The sequence below is a fragment of the Streptomyces sp. P3 genome (genome assembly GCF_003032475.1).
In the GTDB taxonomy this organism is placed as follows: domain Bacteria; phylum Actinomycetota; class Actinomycetes; order Streptomycetales; family Streptomycetaceae; genus Streptomyces.
This window is the reverse complement of record NZ_CP028369.1, coordinates 5402097-5428343: the sequence shown is the minus strand read 5'-3', so window position 1 is coordinate 5428343 and position 26247 is coordinate 5402097. Positions and strand designations below refer to the sequence as shown.

The window sequence follows — 26247 nt, the reverse complement described above, 5'->3', positions numbered from 1 at the left end:
GGCGGGGCCGGGGCGTCGGGTGCGTGCGGAGGACCGGCGGGGTGCTCATACGTCGCCCAGCTCGCGGTCGATCAGGTCGAAGAGGTCGCCCGCCGTCTCGACGTCGGCGAGTTCCGCGTCCTGTGCGGCGGAGACGGCGGCGGGGACGGCGGCAGCCACGAGGGGCTCGCCCTGCCAGCGGGAGAGCAGCTCGCGCAGCCGGGCGGTGACCTTCTCGTGGTCCTCACCGGCCATGTCGGCGTCCGCCAGGGAGCCCTCCAGACGGTCCATCTCCGCGAAAAGGGCCTGCGCGGTGCCGGGCGGTTCGGGCAGGGACAGTTCGTTCAGCAGGTACCGGGCCTGGGCCAGGGCGGTCGGGTAGTCGAAGACGAGGGTGGCGGGCAGCCGCAGGCCGGTGGCGGCGCCGAGCCGGTTGCGCAGCTCGACCGCCGTCAGCGAGTCGAAGCCCAGCTCCTTGAAGGTCTGCTCGGGGTCGATGTCGGCCGCCGAGCCGTGTCCGAGGACCGCGGCGGCCTGCTCCGCGACCACGTCGAGGAGGAGCTGGTCGCGGTCCGCGCCGGGCAGCGGGGCCAGCCGGTCGGCCAGCGACTGCGGAGCCCCCGTGACGGGCGCCGTCCCGGCGGCCGTGGCGCGGCGCCGGGCGGGGGTGCGGACCAGGCCCCGCAGGAGCACCGGCAGGACGTCGTGGTGTTCGCGCAGCGCGGCCGGGTCCAGGTCCATCGGCAGCAGTGCGGCCCGGTCGGTGCCGGCCGCGGCGTCCAGCAGCCGCATGCCGGCAGTGGCGTCGAGCGGCACCATTGCGGTGCGGGCGTGCCGTTCGCGGTCGGCGTCGCCGAGTTCTCCGGTCATGCCCGCGCCGGGCAGCCAGGTGCCCCAGGCGAGCGACACGGCGGGCAGGCCGTGGGCACGCCGGTGGTGGGCGAAGGCGTCCAGGAAGGCGTTGGCGGCCGAGTAGTTGGCCTGTCCCGCTCCGCCGAAGGTGCCGGCGACGGAGGAGAAGACCACGAACCGGGCCAGGTCGAGGTCGCGGGTCAGTTCGTGCAGCGCGACCACGGCGTCCGCCTTGGGGCGCAGCGCTTCGGCCAGTCGGTCCGGTGTCATCGAGGACAGCACGCCGTCCGCGAGGACTCCCGCGGTGTGGATCACGGCCGTCAGCGCCCGGTCGGCGGGGATGGCCGCGAGGAGCGCGGCGAGCGCGGTGCGGTCGGCCACGTCGCAGGCGGCCACCGTGACGTCGGCTCCCAGCTCGGCGAGTTCGTCGCGCAGTGCGGCGGCGCCGGGCGCGTCCGGGCCGCGCCGGCCCGCGATCAGCAGGTGCCGTACACCGTGCTCGGCGACGAGGTGACGGGCGGTGATGCGGCCGAGTCCGCCGAGTCCGCCGGTCAGCAGGACCGTGCCGGCCGGGTCGGGCTCGGTCGGCAGGGTCAGCACGACCTTGCCGATGTGCCGTGCCTGGCTGACGAACCGGAATGCGTCGGGTGCCCTGCGTACGTCCCATACGGCCATCGGCAGCGGCCTGAGCACACCGCGCCCGAACAGGTCGGCCAGATCGGCCAGGATCTCGCCGATCCGGTCGGGACCTGCCTCGACCAGGTCGAACGCCCGGTAGTCGACGCCGGGATGGTCGGCGGCGACCTGTCCGGCGTCGCGTACGTCGGTCTTGCCCATCTCCAGGAAGCGGCCGCCGCGCGGCAGCAGCCGCAGGGAGGCGTCGACGAACTCCCGGGCCAGCGAGTCGAGGACTACGTCGAAACCGCGGCCGTCGGTGGCGGTGCGCAGCCGCTCCTCGAAGCCGAGGTCGCGGGAGGAGGCGGTATGGGCGTCGTCGAGGCCGGCGGCGCGCAGCGCGTCCCACTTGGCGGGTGACGCGGTTCCGTAGACCTCGGCGCCGAGGTGCCGGGCGAGCCGGACGGCGGCCGAGCCGACGCCGCCGGCCGCGGCGTGCACGAGAACGCTCTCGCCGGGCTCGAGTCCGCCCAGGTCGACCAGTGCGTAGTAGGCGGTGAGGTAGGCGATGGGGACGGTCGCGGCCTCGGCGAAGCTCCAGCCCTTCGGGATCCTCGTGACCATCCGGGCGTCGGCGACCGCGACGGGCCCGAAGGCGCCGGCGAACATGCCCATCACCCGGTCCCCGGGTGCGAGGACGGTCACCTCGGCGCCGACCCCGGTGACCACACCGGCGCCCTCCAGGCCTATCGCGGTGGCGTCGCCGGGGTACATGCCGAGCGCGGTGAGGACGTCGCGGAAGTTGACGCCGGCGGCGCGCATCGAGATGCGCACCTCGTTGGGGGCGAGCGGCGCGTCGACCTCCGGGCAGGCCTCGAGACGCAGGCCGTCCAGGCTGCCCCGGTGTTCCACGCCGAGCCGCCAGGCGGCGGTGCCGGCGGGCGGGAGGAGAGCGCGGTCGGCGGCCAGCGGCACGATGTGCGGTGCCGCCACCGTCCCGTCCCGGACGACGAGTTCGAACGCGGTGTCGCCGAGCGCGGCGGGCAGTGCGAGCGCCGAGGCGTCGCCGCCGTCGGTGTCGGCGAGGACGAAGCGGCCCGGGTTCTCGGTGCGGGCGGCCCGCACGAGGCCCCAGACCGCCGCCTGCGCCGGGTCGGCCGGCCGGGGGCCTGTGGGAACGGCGTCGCGGGTGACGACGGCGAGCCGGGCGTGCGCGAACACCGGGTCGTCCGCCCACTGCCGGACGACGGCGAGCGCCTCGGCGAGGGTCGCGCGGGTCGCGTCGGCGAGGACGCCCTCGGCGTCGCCCTGGATGTCCGCCGCGACGGGCACGGCGTACAGGACGGTGTCGGGCACCTCCCCGGTCTCCGCCAGGGCGCCGAGGGCGGGGACGCGGCGCACGGTGTGACCGGCGGCGCGCAGGGCACCGGCCAGTGCCTCGCCGGCGCCGACGACCGTCCATGCGGCCGGCACGACGGCGTCCACCGCGGCCACCGGCTGCCAGTCCAGTTCGTACAGGCCCTGCCGGTCCGGGGCGCCGACGGTGGAGCCCGCCAGGTCGCCGGTCAGCTCGCGCAGGGTGAGCGAGCCGACGGAGCCGACCGGGCGGCCCGTCGGGTCGGCGAGGGCGAGGCCGACGGCCTCCGGGCCTTCCTGGACCATCCGCAGCCGCAGCGCCGAGGCGCCGACGGCGTCCAGGCGCACGTCGCTCCACGAGAAGGGCAGCCGTCCGGTGTCCTTCATGGGCACGAACATCACGGCGTGCAGCGCGGCGTCGAGGAGGGCCGGGTGCAGGTCGAAGGCGTCGGCGGCCGGCACGGCGTCCGCGGGCAGCTCGACCTCGGCGAACACCTCCTCGCCGCGCGTCCAGACCCGGGTCAGCCCCTGGAACAGCGGACCGTAGAGGTGGCCGCGGTCGGCGAAGGCGTCGTAGAAGCCGTCGAGCGGCACCTCCGTGCCGTGCTCGGGCGGCCAGACGGTGAAGTCGTACGGTGCGGACGCCGGTTCGGCGGCGGCGGTGAGCAGGCCGCCGGCATGCAGGGTCCACGGTGTGCCGGGCTCGGCGGCGTCGGGCCGGCCGTGCACGGTCAGGGGGCGGGCGCCGGTGGCGTCCGGGGCCTCGACCCGTACCTGGACCTGGACACCGCCCTGGGCGGGCAGGGTGAGCGGGGCCAGGATCGTCAGTTCCGCGACCTGTTCGCAGCCGGTCCGGGCGCCCGCGTGCAGAGCCAGGTCGAGGAACCCGGTCGCCGGGAACAGGGCGGTGCCGGTGAGCGCGTGGTCCTTGAGCCACGGGCTGCTGCCGAGCGCGAGCCGGCCGGTGAGGACCTGGGTGTCGCCGTCGGCCAGTTCGACGGCCGCGCCGAGCAGCGGATGGCTGCTCGCGCCCAGCCCGGCGGAGGTGACGTCGCCGAGGAGCAGGGGCGGTCGCGGCCAGAAGCGGCGGCGCTGGAAGGGGTACGTGGGCAGCTGTACGGTGCGGGCGCCCGAGCCGTCGAACAGTCGCGGCCAGTCGACCGGCAGACCGTGCGCGAAGGCCCGCGCGACGGCTTCGACGAGCGTCTCGCGCTCGGCACGGTCCCTGCGCAGCGACGGCACGAAGAGGGTGCCCTCGGCGTCCGGCAGGCAGCTCTGCGCCATCGCGGTGAGGGTGCCGTCGGGGCCGACCTCCAGGAACCGGTCGACACCGTGCTCGGCGAGCCAGCGGAGGCCGTCGGCGAAGCGGACGGCCTCCCGTACATGGCGCACCCAGTACTCGGGGTCCTGGAGTTCGCCGTCGGCGGCGCGGCCGGTGACGTTGGAGATTACCGACATCCGGGGCGCCTCGTAGGCGATGCTCGTGGCGACCTCGCGGAACGCGTCGAGCATCGGCTCCATGAGCGGGGAGTGGAAGGCGTGGCCGACCCGCAGCCGGGTGGTGCGTCGCCCGTCGGCGGCGAGGCGCGCGGCGATGCCGGTGACCGTGTCCTCGGCGCCGGAGACGACCACCGAGCGCGGGCCGTTCACCGCGGCGATGCCCCCGTCGCGGAGCCCCTCCAGCAAGGGGCGTACCTCGTCCTCGGCGGCTTCGAGCGCGAACATCGCGCCTCCTGAGGGGAGTTCCTGCATCAGCCGGCCGCGGGCGGCGACCAGGGCGCAGGCGTCCCGGAGGGAGAACACGCCGGCGACATGGGCCGCGGCTATCTCGCCGACGGAGTGGCCGGCGACGTGGTCCGGGCGGACGCCCCACGACTCCAGGAGTCGGTACAGGGCCACTTCCACGGCGAACAGCGCGGGTTGGGTCCACTCGGTGCGGTGCAGTTGCTCGGCCTCGCCGCCGAGGACGAGGTCGCGCAGTTCGTCGCCGAGGTGGGCGCAGACATCGTCGAAGGCGTCCGCGTAGACGGGGAACGCCTCGTACAGTCCGCGTCCCATGCCCGGGCGCTGGGCGCCCTGCCCGGAGAAGAGGAAGGCGGTCCTGCCTTCACCGCGGCGCACGCCGGTCACGGTGTGCGGTCCGCTCTCGCCGGAGGCGATCAGCTTCAGTCCGTCGGTCAGCACCGCCCGGTCGGCGCCGAGGACGACGGCGCGGTGCTCGAAGGCGGTGCGGGTCGCGGCGAGCGACAGGCCGATGTCGGCGACACCGGTGTCGGGCGACTCCCGCAGGTGCCCGAGGAGTCGGGCGGCCTGGGCGCGCAGGGCGTCACGGCTGCGTGCGGTGAGGACCCAGGGGGCGGGCGGGGTGTCCGCGTCGTCGGCGAGAGGTTCGTCGGTGTGCGGTCCTTCGGTGACGCCTTCCAGGATGACGTGCGCGTTGGTACCGCTGATACCGAACGACGACACACCCGCACGCCGCGGACGCCCGGCCTCCTCCTCCCACACCCGCGCCCCCGTCACCAACTCCACCGCACCCGACGACCAGTCCACATGCGACGACGGCTCATCCACATGCAACGTCGCCGGCACCACACCCGCCCCCATCGCCAGCACCATCTTCATCACACCCGCCACACCGGCACCCGCCTGCGTATGACCGACGTTCGACTTCACCGACCCCAACCACAACGGACGACCCCCGTCCCGCCCCCGGCCATAGGTCGCCAACAACGCCTGCGCCTCGATCGGATCACCCAACCGCGTCCCCGTACCGTGCGCCTCCACCACATCCACATCCACCGCCGACACACCCGCATCCGCCAACGCCGCACGGATCACCCGCTGCTGCGACGGACCGTTCGGCGCACTCAACCCGTTCGACGCACCGTCCTGATTCACCGCCGAACCCCGCACCACCGCCAACACCGGATGCCCCAACCGCCGCGCATCCGACAACCGCTCCACCAACAACAGACCACCACCCTCCGAAAACCCCGTCCCGTCCGCCGCCTCCGCGAACGCCTTGCACCGACCATCCACCGCCAACCCCTGCTGACGACTGAAGTCCACGAACAGACCGGGTGAGGCCATGACGGTGACGCCGCCGGCGAGGGCGAGGTCGCATTCGCCGGTGCGCAGGGACTGCACGGCGAGGTGCAGGGCCACGAGGGAGGCGGAGCAGGCGGTGTCGACGGTGACCGCCGGGCCCTCCAGCCCGAAGGTGTAGGAGAGCCGGCCGGAGACGACGCTGGCGGCGTTGCCGGTGAGCATGTAGCCCTCGAAGTCCTCGCCGGAGGCGGCGAGCATTCCGGTGTAGTCCTGGCCGTTGGTGCCGGCGAACACGCCGGTCCGGCTGCCGCGCAGCGACCGCGGATCGATCCCCGCCCGCTCGAACGTCTCCCACGCCATCTCCAGCAGGAGACGCTGCTGCGGGTCCATCGCCACGGCCTCGCGCGGCGAGATGTTGAAGAACGCCGGGTCGAATCCGCCCGCGTCGCTGAGGAATCCGCCGGTCCGGGTGTGGACGGCGCCCCCCTTCCCTGGCTCGGGGTGGTGGAGGGCGTCGAGATCCCAGCCGCGGTCCTCGGGGAAGGGGACGAGGCCCTCTTCGCCGTCCAGGAGCATCCGCCACAGCTGGTCGGGGGTGTCGATGCCGCCGGGGAAGCGGCAGCCCATGGCGACGACGGCTATCGGGTCGTCGTCGACCGCGGTGCGGCGCCGGGTTTCGTCCGGGGCGTCGGGCGCGGTGTCGTCGGCGACCTGGCTGAGCAGGAAGTCGGCCAGGGCCCGGCAGTGGGGGTGGTCGAAGACGAGGGTGCTCGGCAGGCGCAGGCCGGTGACGCGGTTCATGCCGTTGCGCAGTTCGACGGCGCTGAGCGAGTCGATACCCAGGTCGGTGAAGGGGCGTTCGGGTTCGACGGCGTCGGCCGAGGGGTACCCGAGGACGCTCGCGACGTGTCCGCGCACGATCTCCAGGGCGGCGCCGGCCCGTTCGTAGTCGGGCAGGGCCGTCAGGTGGGCATGCAGCGAGGACACCTCGGCCGCGGCCGTCGGGTCCGGCCGAGCGGCGTCCAACGCCCGCCGTGCGGCCGGCAGTTCGTCGAGAAGGCGGCTGGGCCGCGGGGCGGTGAAGGACAGCGCGTAGGTGTCCCAGCGCAGGTCGGTGACGACGACGTGGGTGTCGCCGAGGTCGAGGGCACGACCGAGGGCCTCGCAGGCCTCGGCGGTGTCCATGGGGTGCACTCCGTAACGGCGCATGCGGTCGCCGACGGCGTCTCCCACCATGCCGCCCTCGGCCCACAGGCCCCAGGAGACGGCCGTGGCGGGAAGGCCGGCGGCGCGGCGTTCGGCGGCGAGGGCGTCGAGATACGCGTTGCCGGGAGCGTAGTTGCCGAGGCCCGCGCCACCCAGGACGCCCGCGGTGGAGGAGAACATGACGAAGGCGGAGAGGTCGAGATCGCGGGTGAGTTCGTGCAGGGCCCTGGCGGCGGTGGCCTTGCCGCGAAGGACCGGTTCCATGCGGTCGGCGCCGAGTGATTCGATCACACCGTCGTCGAGGGCGCCGGCGACATGGAACACCGCGTCCAGGGGCAGGTCCGCGGGGACCGCGGCGAGCAGGCCGGCGAGGGCGGTCCGGTCGGACACGTCACAGGCCGCGAGGGTGACGTCGACTCCACGGGCGGTGAGTTCGTCCCGCAGGCCGACGGCGCCCGGCGCGTCGGCGCCGCGGCGGCCGGCCAGTACGAGACGGGTCGCGCCGCGGTCGGCGAGCCAACGGGCGACGTGACCGCCCAGGGCTCCGGTGCCGCCGGTGACCAGGACGGTTCCGCGGGGCCGCCAGTGCTCGGCGAGGACGTCCGCGCCCGGGGCGTGGACCAGCCGCCGGCCGTGGGCGCCCGTGGCGCGCAGCGCGATCTGGTCCTCCTGGCCGGGGTCGGCGAGAACGGCGGTCAGGCGGGTGGCGGAGCGGGCGTCGAGGTCGGCGGGCAGATCGATCAGGCCGCCCCAGCGCTCGGCGTGCTCCATGGCGGCGACCCGGCCGAAGCCCCAGACGAGGGCCTGTGCGGCGTCCGGCGCGGGGTCGGCCGCGCCCACCGCGACGGCGCCGCGGGTCGCGCACCACAGGGGTGCGTCGACGCCGAGGTCGCCGAGCGCCTGCACCAGGGCGAGCGTCGAGGTGAGACCGACCGGGACGGCCGGGTGGGCGGGGTGGTCGCGGGTGTCGAGTGCGAGCAGGGAGAGCAGGCCGTCGACGCGTCCCGTGTCTCCGCCGGCCGTGAGGAGGCCGGCGAGCGTGGCCCGGTCGGCTCCGCCGTCCGGCAGGACGATCCGGCGGACCGTGCGGGCGCCGCCCGCGGTCAGCGCGTCGGCGGCCGCGTCGGCGAGTGCGGTGTGCCCGGCGGCGTCGGCGGGGGCGAGCAGCAGCCAGGTTCCGGTGAGGGCGGCCGGGCCGGGGTCGAGCGGTGTGAAGGCGACGCGGTAGCGCAAGGCGTCCGTGGTCGCCAGTGCCCGGCGGGCGCGCCGCCAACTGCCCAGCGCGGGCAGCACGGTGCTGAGCGGGGCGTCGGCGGGCAGGTCGAGGGCGTCGGTCAGGCTCTCCAGGTCCTCCTGCTCGACGGTCTGCCAGAAGCGGGCCTCGACGGAGTCGGCCGTGAGCCCGCCGTCGGCGGCGAGGTCGGCGGCGACCGCCTCCCGCAGAGTCGGCCAGTAACGCCGGTGCTCGAACGGGTAGGTGGGCAGGTCGGTGCGGGTGGCGCCGGTGCCGTCGAAGACCGCTTCGAAGTCGACGTCGACGCCGTGCACGTGCGCCTCGGCGAGCGCGCCGAGGAACTGCCCGAGGTCGCCCCGGTCGCGTCGCAGGGAGCCGAGGACGGCCCCGTCCACTCCGGCCTCGTCGAGGGTGTCACGCAGTCCGACGGCGAGCACCGGATGCGGTCCGACCTCGACGAAGGTGCGGTGTCCGGCGTCGATCAGGCCGCGCACGGCGTCCTCGAAGCGGACGGTCTCGCGCAGGTTGGCGTACCAGTAGTCGGCGGTCAGCGCGGTGGTGTCGAGCCAGTCGCCGGTGAGGGAGGAGCGGAAGGGGAGGTCCGCCTCCCGTGGGGTGATGCCGTCCAGGGCGGCGAGGACGGTGTCGCGGATCGCCTCGACCTGTGCGGAGTGCGACCCGTAGTCCACGTTGACCTTGCGGGCCCGGACGCCGTCCCCGGTGAGGGCGACGTGCAGTTCGTCCAGCGCGCCGGCCTCGCCGGAGACGACGACGGACGTGGGTCCGTTGACGGCCGCGACGGCGAGCCGGTCCGCCCACGGCGCCATGCGGGCGCGGGTGTCGTCGGCCGGCAACGGCACGGACATCATGCCGCCGGTGCCGGCGATACCGGTGATGGCCCGGCTGCGCAGGGCGACGACCCGGGCGCCGTCCTCCAGACTCAGGGCGCCCGCGACGCACGCGGCCGCGATCTCGCCCTGGGAGTGTCCGACGACGGCGGCCGGACGGACGCCGTGGGCTCGCCAGAGGGCGGCGGTCGCCACCATGACGGCCCACAGGGCCGGCTGGACGACGTCGACGCGGCCGAGGTCGGCGGCGTCCTCGTCGCCCCGCAGTACCGCGGTCAGCGACCAGTCGACGTGCGGGGCGAGCGCCTGCTCGCAGGCGTCGATCCGGTCGGCGAACACCGCTGACTCGTGGAGGAGTTCGCGGGCCATGCCGACCCACTGGGCGCCCTGTCCCGGAAAGACGAGCACGGGTTCGTCGCCTCCGGGGACGGCCGCGCCGACCACGGCGGGCGCGGTGAGCGGTCCGTCGGCGGCGAGCGCGGCGAGCGTCTCGTCGAGCCGGTCCGCGTCGTCGGCCAGGACGGCGGCACGGTGGGCGAAGGAGGCACGTCCGACGGCGAGGGTGTAGCCGAGGTCGGTGAGCGACGTGCCGGGCCGGGCGCGCAGGTGGGCGCGCAGCCGGACGGCCTGGGCGCGCAGCGCGGCGGGCGTGCGGGCGGACAGCAGCACGGGGACGGCGGGCAGTGCGATCCGCCCGGCGGGCAGTGCCGGCGCGTCGGGGGCCTGCTCGACGATGACGTGCGCGTTGGTGCCGCTCATTCCGAAGGAGGACACCCCGGCGCGGCGGGCACGGCCGGTGACGGGCCAGGGACGTTCCTCGCTCAGCAGCCGGACCCGGCCGGCGCTCCAGTCGACGTGCGGGGTCGGGTCGTCCGCGTACAGGGTGCGCGGCAGGATCCCCTCGCGCAGGGCCATGACCATCTTGATGACGCCGCCGACGCCAGCGGCGGCCTGGCTGTGCCCGATGTTGGACTTCAGCGAGCCGAGCCACAGGGGATGTTCGTCGTCGCGGTCCTGGCCGTAGGCCGCGATCAGCGCCTGGGCCTCGATGGGGTCGCCGAGGGTGGTTCCGGTGCCGTGCGCCTCCACGGCGTCCACGTCCTGCGGCGACAGCCCCGCCGACGCCAGCGCCTGCCGGATGACCCGCTGCTGCGACGGCCCGTTGGGGGCGGTCAGACCGTTGGACGCGCCGTCCTGGTTGAGGGCGGAGCCACGGACGACGGCGAGCACCTGGTGACCGTTGCGGCGCGCGTCGGAGAGGCGTTCCAGGACGATCATGCCGACGCCCTCGGCCCAGCTCGCGCCGTCGGCGTCCGCGGAGAACGGCTTGCAGCGGCCGTCCTCGGCGAGAGCGCGCTGTCGGCTGAACTCGATGAGCGAGCCCGGCGTGGACATCACGGTGACACCGCCGGCCAGGGCGAGTCCGCACTCTCCCTGCCGCAGCGACTGTGCGGCCAGGTGCAGGGCGACCAGGGAGGAGGAGCAGGCGGTGTCGACGGAGACGGCGGGGCCTTCCAGGCCGAGGGCGTAGGAGATGCGGCCGGACAGCACGCTGGGCGAGTTGCCGGTGCCCACGTAGCCCTCGAAGTTGTCGTCGGAGGCGGCGAGGATCGTCACGTAGTCCTGGTAGGTGACGCCGGCGAAGACGCCGGTGTCGGAGCCGCGGGCGGCGACGGGGTCGACGCCCGCGCGCTCCAGTGCCTCCCAGGACACCTCGAGGAGCAGGCGCTGCTGGGGGTCCATGGCGAGGGCCTCGCGCGGACTGATCGCGAAGAACGCCGGGTCGAAGCTGCTCGCGTCGTGGAGGAACCCGCCTTCCCGGGTGTAGACCGTGCCCGGGTGGTCGGGGTCGGGGTGGTAGAGCCGTTCGGGATTCCAGTTGCGGTCGGTGGGCAGCGGCGAGATGCCGTCCACTCCGGCGCGCACCAGGTCCCACAGGTCCTCGGGCCCGGCGATGCCGCCGGGGTAACGGCAGGCCATGCCGACGACCGCGATCGGGTCGTCGTCGACGGCGCGGCGGACGCGCGCGGCGGGCCCGCCGGTGACGACGTCGCCGAACAGGTCGTCGGCGAGGTGCCGGGCGAGGACGGCGGGCGTCGGGTGGTCGAAGACGAGGGTGGCGGGCAGGGTGACGCCGAGGGCCGCGCTGAGCCCGTTGCGCAGTTCGACCGCGGTCAGGGAGGTGAGGCCGAGGTCGGTGAAGGGCCGGGCGGGTTCGACCTCTTCGGGACCGCTGTGGCCGAGCACGGCGGCGACCCGGTCCCGGACGGTGGCGAGGAGCGAACGCTCGCGTTCCGCGGCCGGGCGGCCGGCCAGCCGTTCGAGGAGGCTGCCGGGGGGCTGGGTACGGGCGGCGGCCCGGCGGCGGCCCGGTTCCGCGGCGGGCGCGGTCTCCGGGCGGGCGGCGGCGGGGGGCGTGGGCGTGCCGGGCACGGGCCGCAGCAGCAGCGACCCGACGGTCAGGACGGGGTCGCCGACCGCGTCGGCGGCGGTGAGGGACAGCGTGTCCGCTCCGCTGCGCTCCAGGCGGACACGCAGCGTCGTGGCGCCGGTGGCGAACAGCCGGACCGCGCCCGCGGAGAACAGCATGCGTCCCTCGCCCAGGCCGTCGAACGTCCCGAGGCCCAACGGGTGCAGGGCGGCGTCGAGCAGTGCCGGGTGCAGGTCGTGGCGGCCGGCGTCGGCCGTGGCGGACTCGGGGAGCGCGACCTCGGCGTACACGGCGGTCCGGTCCCGCCAGGCGGCCGACAGGCCCTGGAAGACGGGCCCGTAGTCGAGGCCGGCCTCCCGCAGCCGCGTGTACAGCCCGTCGGTGTCCAGTTCCTCGGCGCCGGGCGGCGGCCATGCCGTCAGGTCGTGCTCCGGGGCCGGTTCGGTCTGCGCCGTGAGGACACCGGCGGCGTGCCGGTTCCACGCGCCGCCGGTGTCGGCGGCCGGACGTGCGTGGACGGCGAAGGCACGATCGCCACGGACGTCGGGCGCCTCCACGCGGATCTGCAGGGCGACGCCGTCGTGCTCGGGCAGTGACAGCGGGCGTTCCAGGACCAGTTCCCGGATCTGCGGGCAGTTCGCGTGGGCGCCGACGGCGAGGGCCAGCTCGAGGAAGGCGGTGCTCGGGACGACGGCCGTGCCGCCGATGCGGTGTGCGGCGAGCCAGCTCGCGGCACGGGTGCCGAGGCGGCCGGTGAACAGCAGGGAGTCGTCGACGGCGGACGGGACGACCGCGCCGAGCAGGGGGTGGTCGGCGGGCATGAGTCCGGCGGCGGCCGGGTCGCCCCCGGCCGCCCCCGCCTCGATCCAGTACGGCCGGTGCTGGAAGGCGTAGGTGGGCAGCTCCACCGGGCGGGCGCCGGGCGCGGTGGCGTCGAGCACGGCTCGCCGGTCGACGGGTGCGCCGTGGGCGTGCAGGGCGCCGACCGCGGTCAGGAACGTCTCCGCCTCGTCGCGGTCGTCGCGCAGCGTGGGCACGGCGAGCGGCGTACCGCCCTGCCAGGCCGCCTGTGCCAGGGCGGTCAGGGTCGTGTCGGGGCCGAGTTCGACGAGGCGGGCGACGCCCTGCTCCTCCAGGGTGGCGACCGCGTCGGCGAACCGTACGGCGTGCCGCACGTGCCGCACCCAGTACGCGACGTCCGTCAGCAGGCCGGGTTCGGCGACGCGGCCGGTGAGGTCGGAGACGACGGGGACGCGGGGCTCGGTGTATTCGACGGTGTCCGCCACGGCCCGGAAGTCGTCGAGCATCGGCTGCATGCGCGGCGAGTGGAAGGCGTGACCGACCCGCAGCCGGGTGGTCCTGCGGCCCTGCTCCGCGAAGTGGGCGGCGACGGCGAGAGCGGCGTCCTCGTCGCCGGAGACGACCACGGACCGGGGTCCGTTGACGGCCGCCACCCCGATGGCCTCCTCACCTCCGGCGAGCAGCGGCAGCACCTCGTCCTCGGACGCCTGGAGGGCGATCATCGCGCCGCCCTCGGGCAGCGCCTGCATCAGCCGGCCGCGGGCGGCGACCAGGCGGCAGGCGTCGGGCAGGCTGAACACCCCGGCCACGTGGGCGGCGGCCATCTCGCCCACGGAGTGGCCGGTCAGGTGGGTGGGCCGCGCCCCGAACGACTCCAGGAGCCGGAAGAGGGCGACCTCGACGGCGAACAGGGCCGGCTGGGCGTACTCGGTGCGGTTCAGGATGTCCGTGTCGCCCTCGTTCACCACCTCGGCCAGGGGCCGCGCGAGGAGTCCGTCGAAGTGCCCGCAGACGGCCTCGAAGGCGTCGGCGTACACGGGGAACGCCTCGTACAGTCCGCGGCCCATCCCGGGGCGCTGGGTGCCCTGTCCGGCGAACAGGAACGCGGTGCCGCCCCCGGTCAGGGTGTCCCCGGTGACGACGGCGGGGTCCGGCTCTCCTGAGGCGAGCGCGCGGAGTCCGGCCAGCAGTGCGGCACGGCCGGAGCCGGTGACGACGGCACGGTGCTCGAGCGGCGCACGCGTGAAGGCAAGCGCGTGCGCGACGTCGGCGGCGTCCAGTTGCGGGCGCTGTTCCAGGTGGGCGAGGAGCCGGCTCGCCTGGTCACGCAGGGCGGGTGCGCTGCGCGCGGCCAGCAGCCACGGCAGCGCCGTCCGCTCGCGGTCCGTACCGCCGGTGCGGGGAGCGCTCGGCTCGTGTCCGTCGGCGGCCGGTTCGGCGAGGATGACGTGCGCGTTGGTGCCGGAGACGCCGAACGCGGAGACACCGGCGCGGCGGGTGCGGTCGCCGGCGTGCCAGGCGACGGCCTCGTCCAGCAGGCGGACCCCGCCGGTGCTCCAGTCGACGCGGGAGGAGGGACGGCCGGTGTGCAAGGTGGACGGCAGCAGGCCGTTGCGCAGCGCGAGGACCATCTTGATGACGCCGACGGCTCCGGCCGCTGCCTGGGTGTGGCCCAGGTTGGACTTGACGGAGCCCAGCCACAGCGGCCGGTCCTCGTCGCGGTCCCGGCCATAGGTCGCCAGCAGCGCCTGGGCCTCGATGGGGTCGCCGAGGACGGTTCCGGTGCCGTGCGCCTCCACGGCGTCCACGTCCTGGGGGGACAGTCCCGCCGATGCCAGCGCCTGCCGGATGACCCGCTGCTGCGACGGCCCGTTGGGGGCGGTCAGACCGTTCGACGCGCCGTCCTGGTTGACGGCGGTACCCTCGACGACCGCCAGCACACGGTGACCGTTGCGCCGGGCGTCGGACAGCCGCTCCACGACCAGGATGCCGACACCCTCGGCCCAGCCGGTGCCGTCGGCGTCGTCGGAGAACGCCTTGCACCGGCCGTCCGGGGCCAGCCCGCCCTGAAGGCTGAACTCGACGAAGGCGCCCGGGTCGGCCATGACCGTCACGCCCCCGGCGAGGGCCAGGTCGCTCTCGCCGGACCGCAGCGACTGCGCGGCCAGGTGCAGGGCGACCAGGGAGGAGGAGCAGGCGGTGTCGACGGTGACGGCCGGGCCTTCGAGTCCGAGGGAGTAGGCGATGCGGCCGGAGACCACGCTGCCCGCCTGGCCGGTCAGCAGATGTCCGCCGAGGCCCTCGGGGATCTCCGTCAGACCGGTGGCGTAGCCCGAACCGCCGGCTCCGACGAAGACGCCGGTGCGCGAGCCCTTCAGAGCGGTGGGGTCGATGCCGGCGAACTCCAGTGCCTCCCACGAGGTTTCCAGCACCAGCCGCTGCTGCGGGTCGAGCGCCTGAGCCTCGCGGGGGCTGATGCCGAAGAACGCGGCGTCGAAGGCGGAGGCCCGGGCAAGGAAGCCGCCGGAACGAGTGTCGCTGACCTCGAGCAGGGACGTCAGGTCCCAGCCGCGGTCCTCGGGGAAGCCACCGACGGTGTCGCCGCCCGCGGCCAGCAGCTCCCACAGCTGGTCAGGGCCGTCGATGCCGCCGGGCAGCCGGCAGCCCATGCCGACGACGACCACGGGGTCGGCGTCGGTGACCCGTGCCGTCGCCTCGTGCCGGGCTTCCCCGGTCCCGAACAGCGCGTCCCGAAGGTGTTCGGCGACGGCGAGGGGGGTGGGATGGTCGAAGACCAGCGTGGTCGGCAGCGGGACGCCGGTCTCGGCGGTGAGGTCGTTGCGCAGTTCGACCGCGGTCAGCGAGTCGAAGCCCATTTCACGGAAGGCGCGTCCCACGGTGACCGCGGCCGGGTCGGTGTGGCCTAGCGCGGCGGCGGCGCGGCGGCACACCAGGTCGAGCAGGGCGGCCGCGCGCTCGTCCACGGTGAGCGGCGCGAGGCGGTCGCGCAGTGCGTTGTCCGCCTGCGGGACGGACTCGCCGACGGCCGGGTCCGCGGCCGTCTCGGTCGGCACGGCGAGCAGGGGGCTGGGACGGCCGGTGGTGAAGGCGGGCAGGAACCGCTCCCAGTCCACGTCGGCCACGACGACGGTCGTGTCCCGGCCGGCCAGTGCGCGCTCGAGCGCGGTCAGCGCGGCAGCGGGATCCAACGGCCGCAGCCCCCTGCGGATCAGCAGCTTCGCCGTCTCCTCGTCGGCGGCCATGCCGGTGTCGCCCCACGGTCCCCAGGCCACGGAGGTGCCGGCCAGGCCGCGGGCGCGACGGCGTTCGACCAGCGCGTCCAGGTGGGCGTTGGCGGCGGCGTACGCGGCCTGCCCACCGCTGCCCCAGACGCCGGCGATCGAGGAGAACGTCACGAAGGCCGACAGGTCGCTGTCGCGGGTGAGTTCGTCGAGGTGGTCGGCGGCCACGGCCTTGGCCCGCAGCACGGCCGCGAGCCGGTCGGGCGAGTAGGCGGCGATGACGTCGTCGTCGAGGACGCCCGCGCAGTGCAGCACCGCGTCCACGGGGTGCTCGGCGAGGAGCCGCGCGACCGCGTCCCGGTCGCCCACGTCACAGGCCACGACGGACACCCGTGCCCCGAGCGCGGCGAGTTCCGCGCACAGCTCGGCCGCGCCGGGCGCACGGAGTCCGCGACGGCCGGCCAGCACCACCTCGCGCGCCCCGCGCCCGACGGCCCAGTGTGCGACACGCGTGCCGAGGGCGCCCGTGCCGCCGGTGATGAGGACGCGCTCCGGTGATGTCCACTGCGCCGTGCCGGCGGGGGCGGGGGCGGGGGCTGACACGATCCTGCGGGCGTAGGCCTGCGCGCCGCGCACCGCGACCTGGTCCTCGTCGGCGGCCTCCAGAAGGGCGGCGGCCTGAGCGAGGACGCGCCGGTCCGGCCGTGCGGGCAGATCGAGCAATCCGCCCCAGACGTCCGGGTGTTCGAGCGCGGCGACCCGGCCGAGGCCCCACACGGAGGCCGCTCCGGGTTCGACCGCGGCCTCGGTCCCGGCTCCCACGGCCACGGCCCCGCTGGTGACGATCCACAGCCGCGCGCCGAGACCCGCGTCGCCGTGGCCCTGCACCAGGGCAAGGGCGTTGTCCACACCCGGCAGGCACGAGAGCACACCGGCGACGGGAACGCCGTCGGCCATGGCCACGCCGAACAGAGCGCGCAGCACCGGGCGTTCCATGCCCTCGGCGCAGACCACACGCTCGACTCCCGGCACGAACTCCTCGATGCCGGGCAGCACATCGGCGTCACCGGCCTGCAGCAGCAGCCACCGACCGTTGACCGTCCGCTCTCCGTCCGTCGCCAGACGATCCCAACGGACGTGGTAGCGCAGCGCATCCGCGGCGGTTCGCTCGAGCTGAGCACGCCGCCACTCCGCCAGCGCCGGCACGACACCGTTCAGCTCTGCGCCGTCGACGCCGAGGACACCGGCGAGTCCATCGGCGTCACCCTGATCGACGGCAGCCCAGAACGCGTCCTCCCCGGCCGTCACCGCGGCCGCCGCCGTAAGGGCGCTCTTCTTCACCTCGGGCCAGTGCCGGGTGCGCTGGAAGGCGTACGTGGGCAGCGGCGCGGGGCGCACGCCGGCGAAGAGCCCGTCCCAGCGGACGGGAAGTCCGTTGGCGTACTGAGCCGCCATCGCGGCGAACAGGCCGTCGACCTCGGGGCGGCCCTTACGCTGCACGGGAACGCAGACGACACCGTCCCCGAGAGCGGTCCGGGCGAGTGCGGTGAGGGTGCCATCGGGGCCGATCTCCAGGAACCGCGTCACGCCCTCGGCGGCCAGCACACCGATCCCGTCGGCGAAACGCACCGCCTCCCGCACATGCCGCACCCAATACTCCGCCGACGCCAACTCGCCCTCCACCGCGAGCCGCCCCGACACGTTCGACACCAACGGAATCGACGCGGAACCGTAGGCGATGCCCTCCGCCACCTCACGGAAAGCCTCCAGCATCGGCTCCATCAACGGCGAATGGAACGCATGCGACACCCGCAGACCAGACGCCCGCCGACCCAACGCCTTGAGCCGACCGGCGATCTCGGCGACCGCCGCCTCGACACCCGCGATCACCACCGCACGCGGACCATTCACCGCAGCGACCGACACCTCACCCTCACGGCCCTCCAACAGCGCCAGCACCTCGCCCTCGGCCGCCTCCACCGCCACCATCACCCCACCCGACGGCAACCCCTGCATCAACCGCCCCCGCGCCACCACCAACGCACACGCATCCTCCAAAGACAACACACCCGCCACATGCGCCGCCGCGATCTCACCGACCGAATGCCCCATCACAAAGTCCGGACGCACCCCGAACGACTCCACCAGACGGAAAAGAGCCACCTCGACCGCGAACAACGCAGGCTGCGCCCACTCCGTACGCCCCAGCAACTCCACATCCTCGCCGAACACCACCTCCCGCAACCCACCCCCCACCCGCGCACACACCGCGTCGAACGCCTCCGCGAACACCGGGAACGACGCATACAGCTCACGCCCCATCCCCACCCGCTGCGCACCCTGACCAGCGAACAAGAACGCCGTCCGGCCTTCGCCCACCGTTCCGGTGACGACGTGGGAGTGGGCTTCGCCTGCCGCCAACGTTGCGAGAGCGGAGAGGAGTTCGGCGCGGTCCCGGCCCCAGACGACGGCCCGCTCCTCGAACGCGGTACGCGTCGCGACAAGGGCGGCGCCGACCTCCGCGCATTCGATGTCGGGGGTGGACCGTACGGCGTCCAGCAGCCGGGTGGCCTGTGAGCGCAGGGCGTCGGAGCTGCGTCCGGACAGCACCCACGGCACCACCGGCAGACCCGCACCCCCACTCTCTACCTCGTCCGCCGGTTCGGCCGGGGCCTGCTCCAGGATGACGTGCGCGTTGGTCCCCGACAGACCGAACGACGACACTCCCGCACGTCGTACCCGCCCATCGGCCTCGGGCCACGGCTGCGCCTCCGTCAACAGCCGCACCTCCCCCGCCGACCAGTCCACATGCGACGACGGCTCCCCCACATGCAACGTCGCCGGCAACACCCCACGACGCAACGCCAGCACCATCTTGATCACACCGGCCACACCCGCAGCCGCCTGCGTATGACCCACATTCGACTTCACCGACCCCAACCACAACGGCCGATCCCCGTCCCGCCCCTGGCCATACGTCGCCAGCAACGCCTGCGCCTCGATCGGATCACCCAACCGCGTCCCCGTACCATGCGCCTCCACCACATCCACATCCACCGCCGACAACCCCGCCGACCCCAACGCCGCCCGAATCACCCGCTGCTGCGACGGACCGTTCGGAGCCGTCAACCCGTTCGACGCACCATCCTGATTCACCGCCGAACCCCGCACCACCGCCAACACCCGATGCCCCAACCGACGCGCATCCGACAACCGCTCCACCAACAGGACACCCACCCCCTCACCCCACCCCGTACCATCCGCACCCTCACCGAACGCCCTGCACCGACCATCCGCCGCCAACCCACCCTGACGACCGAACTCCACGAAAGCACCCGGCGTCGACATCACCGTCACACCGCCCGCCAGCGCCAGGTCGCACTCCCCCGACCGCAACGCCTGCCCCGCCAGATGCAACGCCACCAACGACGACGAACACGCCGTGTCCACCGTCACCGCCGGACCCTCCAGACCCAGCACATACGACACCCGCCCCGACGCCACACTCGCCGCGTTCCCCGTGCCCACATAACCGCCGAAGTCACCCTCCGACACACTCAACAACGCCGGATAGTCCTGACCGTTCGTCCCCACGAACACACCCGTACGACTCCCCCGCAACGACCGGGGATCCAACCCCGCCCGCTCCACCGCCTCCCACGAAACCTCCAGCAACAACCGCTGCTGCGGATCCATCGCCAACGCCTCACGCGGCGACACCCCGAAGAACTCCGCATCGAAACCACCCACACCCGACAGGAAACCGCCGCGTGCGGTGTGGCTGGCGTACGGGTTGTCCGGGTCGGGGGCGAAGAGCAGGTCGAGGTCCCAGCCGCGGTCGGTGGGGAAGTCACCGATGCCCTCGCGGCCGTCGACGAGCATCTCCCAGAACTGCTCCGGGGTCTCGGCGTCGCCGGGGAAACGGCAGGCCATGCCCACGATCGCCACCGGCTCGTCCACCGCGATCGCAGCCGTCCCGTGCGGTGTGGCGGCAGCGGCGGTCTCGTCCCCGAACAGCTCGGCGTGGAGGAACACGGCCAGCGCCTGCGGAGTCGGATGGTCGAAGACCGCCGTCGCCGGGAGAGCCACTCCCGACACGGAAGCCAGAACGTTGCGCAGCTCCACCGCGATGAGCGAGTCCACGCCCAGATCGCGGAAGGCCCGCTCCGCGCCGACCTGCTCGGTGCCGGCGTGTCCGAGTGCCGCCGCGGCCCGGGCGCGGACCTCTGTGACGAGTTCCCGCAGGCGCGCCTCAGGGGCGAGGCCGCGCAGACGCGCCTGGAGTCCGGTCGTGACGGTCTCGGCGGTGACCCGGGGTCCGACCGGAGCGCGGTACACCTCTGCGAGGAACGGGCTGTGCCGGACCGCGGTGAAGGCGGCGCCGAAACGGCTCCAGTCGACGTCGGCCACGAAGGCGGCGGCCGTCGCGTCCCCAGCGGCGGCGGCGAGGGCGTCCAGGGCCCGGTCAGGGTCGAGGAGGCCCACACCGCCTCTCAGCTGCCGGCCCTCCGCGTCGGCGTCGGCGGCCATGCCGCCGCCTGCCCACGGCCCCCAGGCGATGGAGGTGGCGGGCAGCCCCTCGCTCCTGCGTCGCTCCGCGAGGGCGTCCAACAGGGCGTTGGCGGCAGCGTAGTTGGCCTGCCCGGCGGAGCCGACCGTGCCGGCGAAGGACGAGAAGAGGATGAAGGCGGAGAGCTCGCGGTTGCGGGTCAGCTCGTCCAGGTTGCGTGCGCCGACGACTTTGGCGGCGAAGACCTTCTTGAAGGCGGCCGGAGTGAGTCCGTCGAGGACGCCGTCCTCCAACACCCCTGCCGTGTGGACGACCGCGTCCACGGGGTGGGCGTCGAGCAGCGCCCGCAGCGCCTTACGGTTCGTCAGGTCCACTGCCGCGAACGTCACTTCGACGCCGGCGTCACGCAGTTCGCCGCACAGCTCCTCGGCACCGGGTGCCCGGTCCCCGCTGCGGCTGACCAGGACCAGGTGCGCGGCGCCCGCCCGGGCGGCCCACCGCGCCACTCGGGCCCCCAACGCGCCCGTGCCGCCGGTCACCAGGACCGTGCCGGACGGCTGCCAGGCGGATTCCGGTGCGGGAGAGGCCGGAACCAGGCGGCGGCCCAGGAGTCCGCCGGATCGGACCGCGACCTGGTCCTCGCGTGGACCCATGGCCGTCGTGCCGTCGGCGAGCAGGGTGACCAGTCGGGCGGCCGAACGCCGGTCCAGGGGCGCGGGAAGGTCCACGAGACCACCCCAGCGGTCGGGGTGCTCCAGAGCGACGACGCGCCCGAGGCCCCAGACGGCGGCCTGGTCGGGTTCCGGGGCCGGATCGTCGGCCGTCGCCGTGACGGCTTCCCGGGTCAGGGTCCAGAGCGGCGCCGAGACGGCGGCGTCACCGAGGGCCTGGACGAGCGCCGTGGTAGCGAGAACGCCGTCGGGCACGTCTCCGTTCGCCCCGCGCTCCAGGGCGAGGGTGGAGACGACGCCGGTGACCGGGGCGTCGCCGACGGCCACGGCGATACGGCGCGCCAACTCGGCCCGGCTGTCACTGTGGTGGTGCTCGACGGCGACCAGTTCCGCACCGGCGTCGTGCAGTGCTCCAGTCAGGGCGCCGTCCCAGCCGTCCGCGCCCGCCGAGGACACGGGCCTGAGGAACAGCCAGCGCCCGGACAGCCGCGCGCCCTCGGACAGGCCGGCGACCGTGCGCCAGACGACACGGTGGTGCAGGCCGTCGACGGCGACGGCCGAACCGTCCTCGGCGTAGGAACGCTCCAGCCAGAACCGGTCACGGCGGAAGGCGTACGTGGGCAGCTCGACCGTCCGCGCCCCCGGGAGGAGCGTGGACCACGCCACCGCCGCGCCGCTCAGATGCAGTCGCGCGAGGGCCGCCACGAAGTGCCGGGCCTCCTGTCCGTCCTTGCGGAGGACCGGCGCGTACAGCATGTCGTCCGCCGCGCTGTTCTGCGCGAGTGCGGTGAGGGTGCCATCGGGGCCGATCTCCAGGAACCGCGTCACACCCTCGCCGGCCAGCACACCGACCCCGTCGGCGAAACGCACCGCCTCCCGCACATGCCGCACCCAGTACTCCGCCGACGCCAACTCGCCCTCCACCGCGAGCCGCCCCGACACATTCGACACCAACGGAATCGACGCGGAACCGTAGGCGATGCCCTCCGCCACCTCACGGAAAGCCTCCAGCATCGGCTCCATCAACGGCGAATGGAACGCATGCGACACCCGCAGACCAGACGCCCGCCGACCCAACGCCTTGAGCTGACCGGCGATCTCGGCGACCGCCGCCTCGACACCCGCGATCACCACCGCACGCGGACCGTTCACCGCAGCGACCGACACCTCACCCTCACGGCCCTCCAACAGCGCCAGCACCTCGCCCTCGGCCGCCTCCACCGCCACCATCACCCCACCCGACGGCAACCCCTGCATCAACCGCCCCCGCGCCACCACCAACGCACACGCATCCTCCAAAGACAACACACCCGCCACATGCGCCGCCGCGATCTCACCGACCGAATGCCCCATCACAAAGTCCGGACGCACCCCGAACGACTCCACCAGACGGAAAAGAGCCACCTCGACCGCGAACAACGCAGGCTGCGCCCACTCCGTACGCCCCAACAACTCCACATCCTCGCCGAACACCACCTCCCGCAACCCACCCCCCACCCGCGCACACACCGCGTCGAACGCCTCCGCGAACACCGGAAACGCCCCATACAGCTCACGCCCCATCCCCACCCGCTGCGCACCCTGACCAGCGAACAAGAACGCCGTCCGACCACCCCGGGTCGTCCCGGTCGTGGTGCGCGCGTCGGGCTTGCCCGTGGCCAACGCGGAGAGACCGGCGAGGAGTTCGGTGCGGCCGTGGCCCTGGATCACGGCGCGGGTCTCGAAGGCGGTGCGGGTGGTGGCCAGGGAGGCCGCCAGGTCGTAGAGGTCGATGTCCGGGCGCTCGGTCAGGTGGGCGGCCAGGCGGCCCGCCTGGCCGCGCAGCGCGGTCTCGTCGCGGGCGGACAGGAGCCACGGCAGGACCGGGAGAGCGGTACGGGGTTCCGGTTCCGGGGTGGTCTCGTCCACGGCGGGTTCGGGGGCCTGCTCGATGACGGCGTGGGCGTTGGTGCCGGAGACGCCGAACGCCGAGACTCCGACGCGGTGCGGGTGGTCGACGTGCGGCCAGTCGACAGGCCCGGTGAGCAACCGGACGTGACCGGCGCTCCAGTCGACGTGCCGGGAGGGCCGATCGGCGTGCAGGGTGGGCGGCAGGACGCCGTGTCGTAGCGCGAGGACGGACTTGATGACGCCGACGACGCCCGCGGCTGCCTGGGTGTGGCCGATGTTGGATTTCGCCGAGCCGAGCCACAGCGGCCGGTCGGCGGTGCGGCCCTGACCGTAGGTCGCGAGAAGCGCCCGGGCCTCGATCGGGTCGCCGAGCGAGGTGCCCGTGCCGTGGGCCTCGACGGCGTCGATCTCGGACGCGGGCAGGCCGGCGTTGGCGAGCGCGGCGAGGATGACGCGCTGCTGGGCAAGGCCGTTGGGGGCGGTGAGGCCGTTGGAGGCGCCGTCCTGGTTGACCGCGCTGCCGCGCAGCACCGCCAGCACCTGATGGCCGTTGCGGCGGGCGTCGGAGAGCCGTTCGACGACGATCGTTCCGGCGCCCTCGGCCCAGCCCGTCCCGTCCGCGTCGTCGGAGAAGGCCTTGCAGCGGCCGTCGCCGGCCAGGCCGCCCTGCTGCTCGAACTCGATGAAGGCGCCGGGGCTGGACATGACGGTGACACCGCCGACGACGGCGAGAGAGCACTCGCCGGAGCGCAGCGACTGGGCGGCCAGGTGCAGGGCGACGAGGGAGGAGGAGCAGGCGGTGTCGACGGTGACGGCGGGGCCTTCCAGTCCCAGGGTGTAGGCGACACGGCCGGAGAGGACCGACATGGAGTTGCCGGTGAGCAGATGGCCCCGGACGTCGTCGGGGACCTCGCGCAGCCCAGAGGTGTAGCCCTGGTCGCTGCACCCGACGAACACCCCCGAGCGGCTGCCTCGCAATGTGGCGGGATCGATGCCGGCGCGCTCGAAGGCCTCCCAGACCACTTCGAGCAGCAGACGCTGCTGCGGGTCCATCGCGAGCGCCTCGCGCGGGGAGATACCGAAGAAGGCGGGGTCGAACCGGTCGGCGTCGTCGAGGAAACCGCCACGGCGACGTTCGGCGGCGCCGTTGTCCGGCCCGGGCACGGTGGACCAGCCCCGGTCGGCGGGCCAGCCGGTCACCGCGTCGGTCCCGTCGACCAGCAGGTCCCAGAAGTCGTCGGGTGTGCGGACGCCGCCGGGCAGGCGGCAGCTCATGCCGACGATGGCGACGGGCTCCTGCTCGCGGGCCTCCAACTGCCGCAGCCGGCGGCGGGTGTTGTGGAGATCGACGGTGACCCGCTTGAGGTAGTCCCGAAGCTGCGCTTCATTCGTCATGGACTGCCCCCATGCTGATCGGTTCTGTGACGGAACGTGTCCCCGCGCGTGGTCGGCGGGCCCTGTGGGCGTCCGACTGCTGGTGTGCTCCTCGAGCGGTGGGGACAGCATGACCCGGCCCGGGAGCCTTTCTCGGCACCCGGCCGGGTTCTCTGGGGAAACCCTTGGAAATCATGGGCCCGCCGCCGTTCACGCAGGCCGGGGCAATGGCCGGTCGGACGGTCCGGACGTGCCGAGGCCCCGAACGGCCGTTTCCTGCACGAGAGTTCGGGGCCCGGGCTGCTCAGACGTACGGCGGTGGGGCGCCCCGGGCGAGAACGGTGTGCAGGACCGCGAAGGCGTCCTGAAGCGCCGTCAGGGCGTCGGGGATGCGCCAGGCGGCACGGTCGCGGGGGCCGACGGCGTTGGAGACGGTGCGCAGTTCCAGCAGCGGGACGCCGTGGACGGTCGCGGCCTCGGCGACGCCGAAGCCCTCCATCGCCTCGGCCGCGGCTCCGTGGCGTCGCCGTAGGCGCTGGGCGCGTTCCTCGGTACCGGTGACGGTGGAGACGGTCAGGACGGGGGCGTGGACGGCGCCGAGGACCCGGGCGACGGCGGCGGAGAGGTGGGGTGCGCAGGCGTGCTCGCAGGCTCCGAAGCCGAGACAGTCCATGGACAGGAATCCGTCCGGGGTCTCGCAGCCGAGGTCTGCGGCTATGACGCGGTCGGCGACGACGACGGAACCGACGTCGGCGACCGGCGCGAAGCCCCCCGCGATGCCTGTCGAGACGACCAGGTGGTATCCGTCGCCCCGGACGGCCGCCGCGGTGAGTGCCGCGTCGGTCGCCGCGGCCGCGGCTGCGGGGCCCACTCCCGCTGCCACCAGGTCGGCGACGAGCTCCCGGTGACGGACGGGACCCCGGCCCGCCGCCGTGCGGTCGGCCGGCGCGGACGAGGCGTCCCCGGTGCAGTTGATCCGGAGCATCTCGCGGCCCGGCAGGGCGCCGCACTCGACCGCAGGGGCAGGGCCCAGACCCCGCGCCACGGCGTCGCGTTCGGCTCGTACCGCGGTGACGACGAGGAGGCGTACGGCGGTCATGACGAGAGCTGGACGTGCCCGTGATCGCCTATGACGAGGCGGTGGGTGGCAGGCAGTCCGGGGGCGACGGCGACTTTGACGTTGCGGCCGACGAGGGAGGCCGCCACACGCCGGATCCGGTCGAAGGACGACTCCCGCAGCACGATCGAGTACTCGATCTCGCTGTGGGAGATACGGCAGTTCTCCGCGACCGACGTGGAGGGGCCCACGTACGAGTCGCTGACGACGCTGCCGGCGCCGATGATCACGGGACCGACGATGCGGGAGCGCCGGACCTCGGCGCCCGCCTCGATCCGGACACGTCCGATGATCTCGCTCTCGTCGTCGACGTAGCCGTTGACACAGGGCTGGAGGCGTTCGAGGAGGGTGCGGTTGACCTCCAGCATGTCGGTGACGTTGCCGGTGTCCTTCCAGTAACCGGTGATGACCGTGGAACGGACCTCCATTCCCTGGTCGATCATCCACTGCAGCGCGTCGGTGATCTCCAGCTCGCCGCGGGGGGACGGCTGGACGGCCCGCACCGCTTCGTGGACGGCCGCCGTGAAGAGGTACACGCCGGCGACGGCCAGGTCGCTGCGCGGCTTGCGCGGTTTCTCCTCGAGCACGAGGACGTTGCCGTTGTCGTCGGTGACCGCCACGCCGAAGGCCGTGGGATTGCTCACCCGGGTGAGCAGCACCTGGGCGTCGCGTGGGTCCTTGCGGAACTCGTCGACGACGTCGGTGATGCCGTCGAGCACGAAGTTGTCACCGAGGTACATGACGAAGTCGTCGTCGCCCAGGAAGGATTCGGCGACGAGCACGGCGTGGGCGAGCCCCAGGGGTTCGCTCTGCGGGATGTAGGTGACGGTCAGGCCGAAGGCGGAGCCGTCACCGACGGCTGCCTCGATTTCCGGGGCGGTGCTGCCGACGATGACGCCGACGTCGGTGATGCCCGCGGCGGCGATGGATTCGAGACCGTAGAAGAGGATCGGTTTGTTGGCGACCGGGACCAATTGCTTGCTGGACGTGTGGGTGATCGGTCGCAGTCGTGAACCTGATCCCCCCGCGAGCACGAGAGCCTTCACTGTTCCATCCATGTGACGGGTGAGAGG

Annotated in this window: 3 protein-coding genes; all 3 read right to left on the bottom strand. The window is 74.0% G+C overall.

All coding sequences use genetic code 11. From position 1 onward, the window contains the following. Positions 1–45 precede the first annotated feature (45 nt). Positions 46–24078: a type I polyketide synthase gene (locus C6376_RS24270; RefSeq protein WP_107445370.1), complete on the bottom strand. Its 24033-nt coding sequence runs from the start codon at positions 24076–24078 to the stop codon at positions 46–48. 283 nt (positions 24079–24361) lie between these two features. Further along, positions 24362–25156 (bottom strand): futalosine hydrolase, encoded by a 795-nt coding sequence (locus tag C6376_RS24265; RefSeq protein ID WP_107445369.1) that lies wholly within the window; start codon positions 25154–25156, stop codon positions 24362–24364. Then, the gene (locus C6376_RS24260) at positions 25153–26220 is read right to left on the bottom strand and encodes a glucose-1-phosphate thymidylyltransferase (protein ID WP_107445368.1); all 1068 of its coding nucleotides are present in this window, start codon (positions 26218–26220) and stop codon (positions 25153–25155) included. The genes C6376_RS24265 and C6376_RS24260 overlap by 4 nt, the downstream gene beginning before the upstream one ends. Positions 26221–26247 lie beyond the last annotated feature (27 nt).

Bases quoted from the DNA above. Each gene is read 5' to 3' on its own strand.
- C6376_RS24265 (WP_107445369.1), bottom strand. From the start codon at position 25,156: ATGACCGCCGTACGCCTCCTCGTCGTCACCGCGGTACGAGCCGAACGC.
- C6376_RS24270 (WP_107445370.1), bottom strand. From the start codon at position 24,078: ATGACGAATGAAGCGCAGCTTCGGGACTACCTCAAGCGGGTCACCGTC.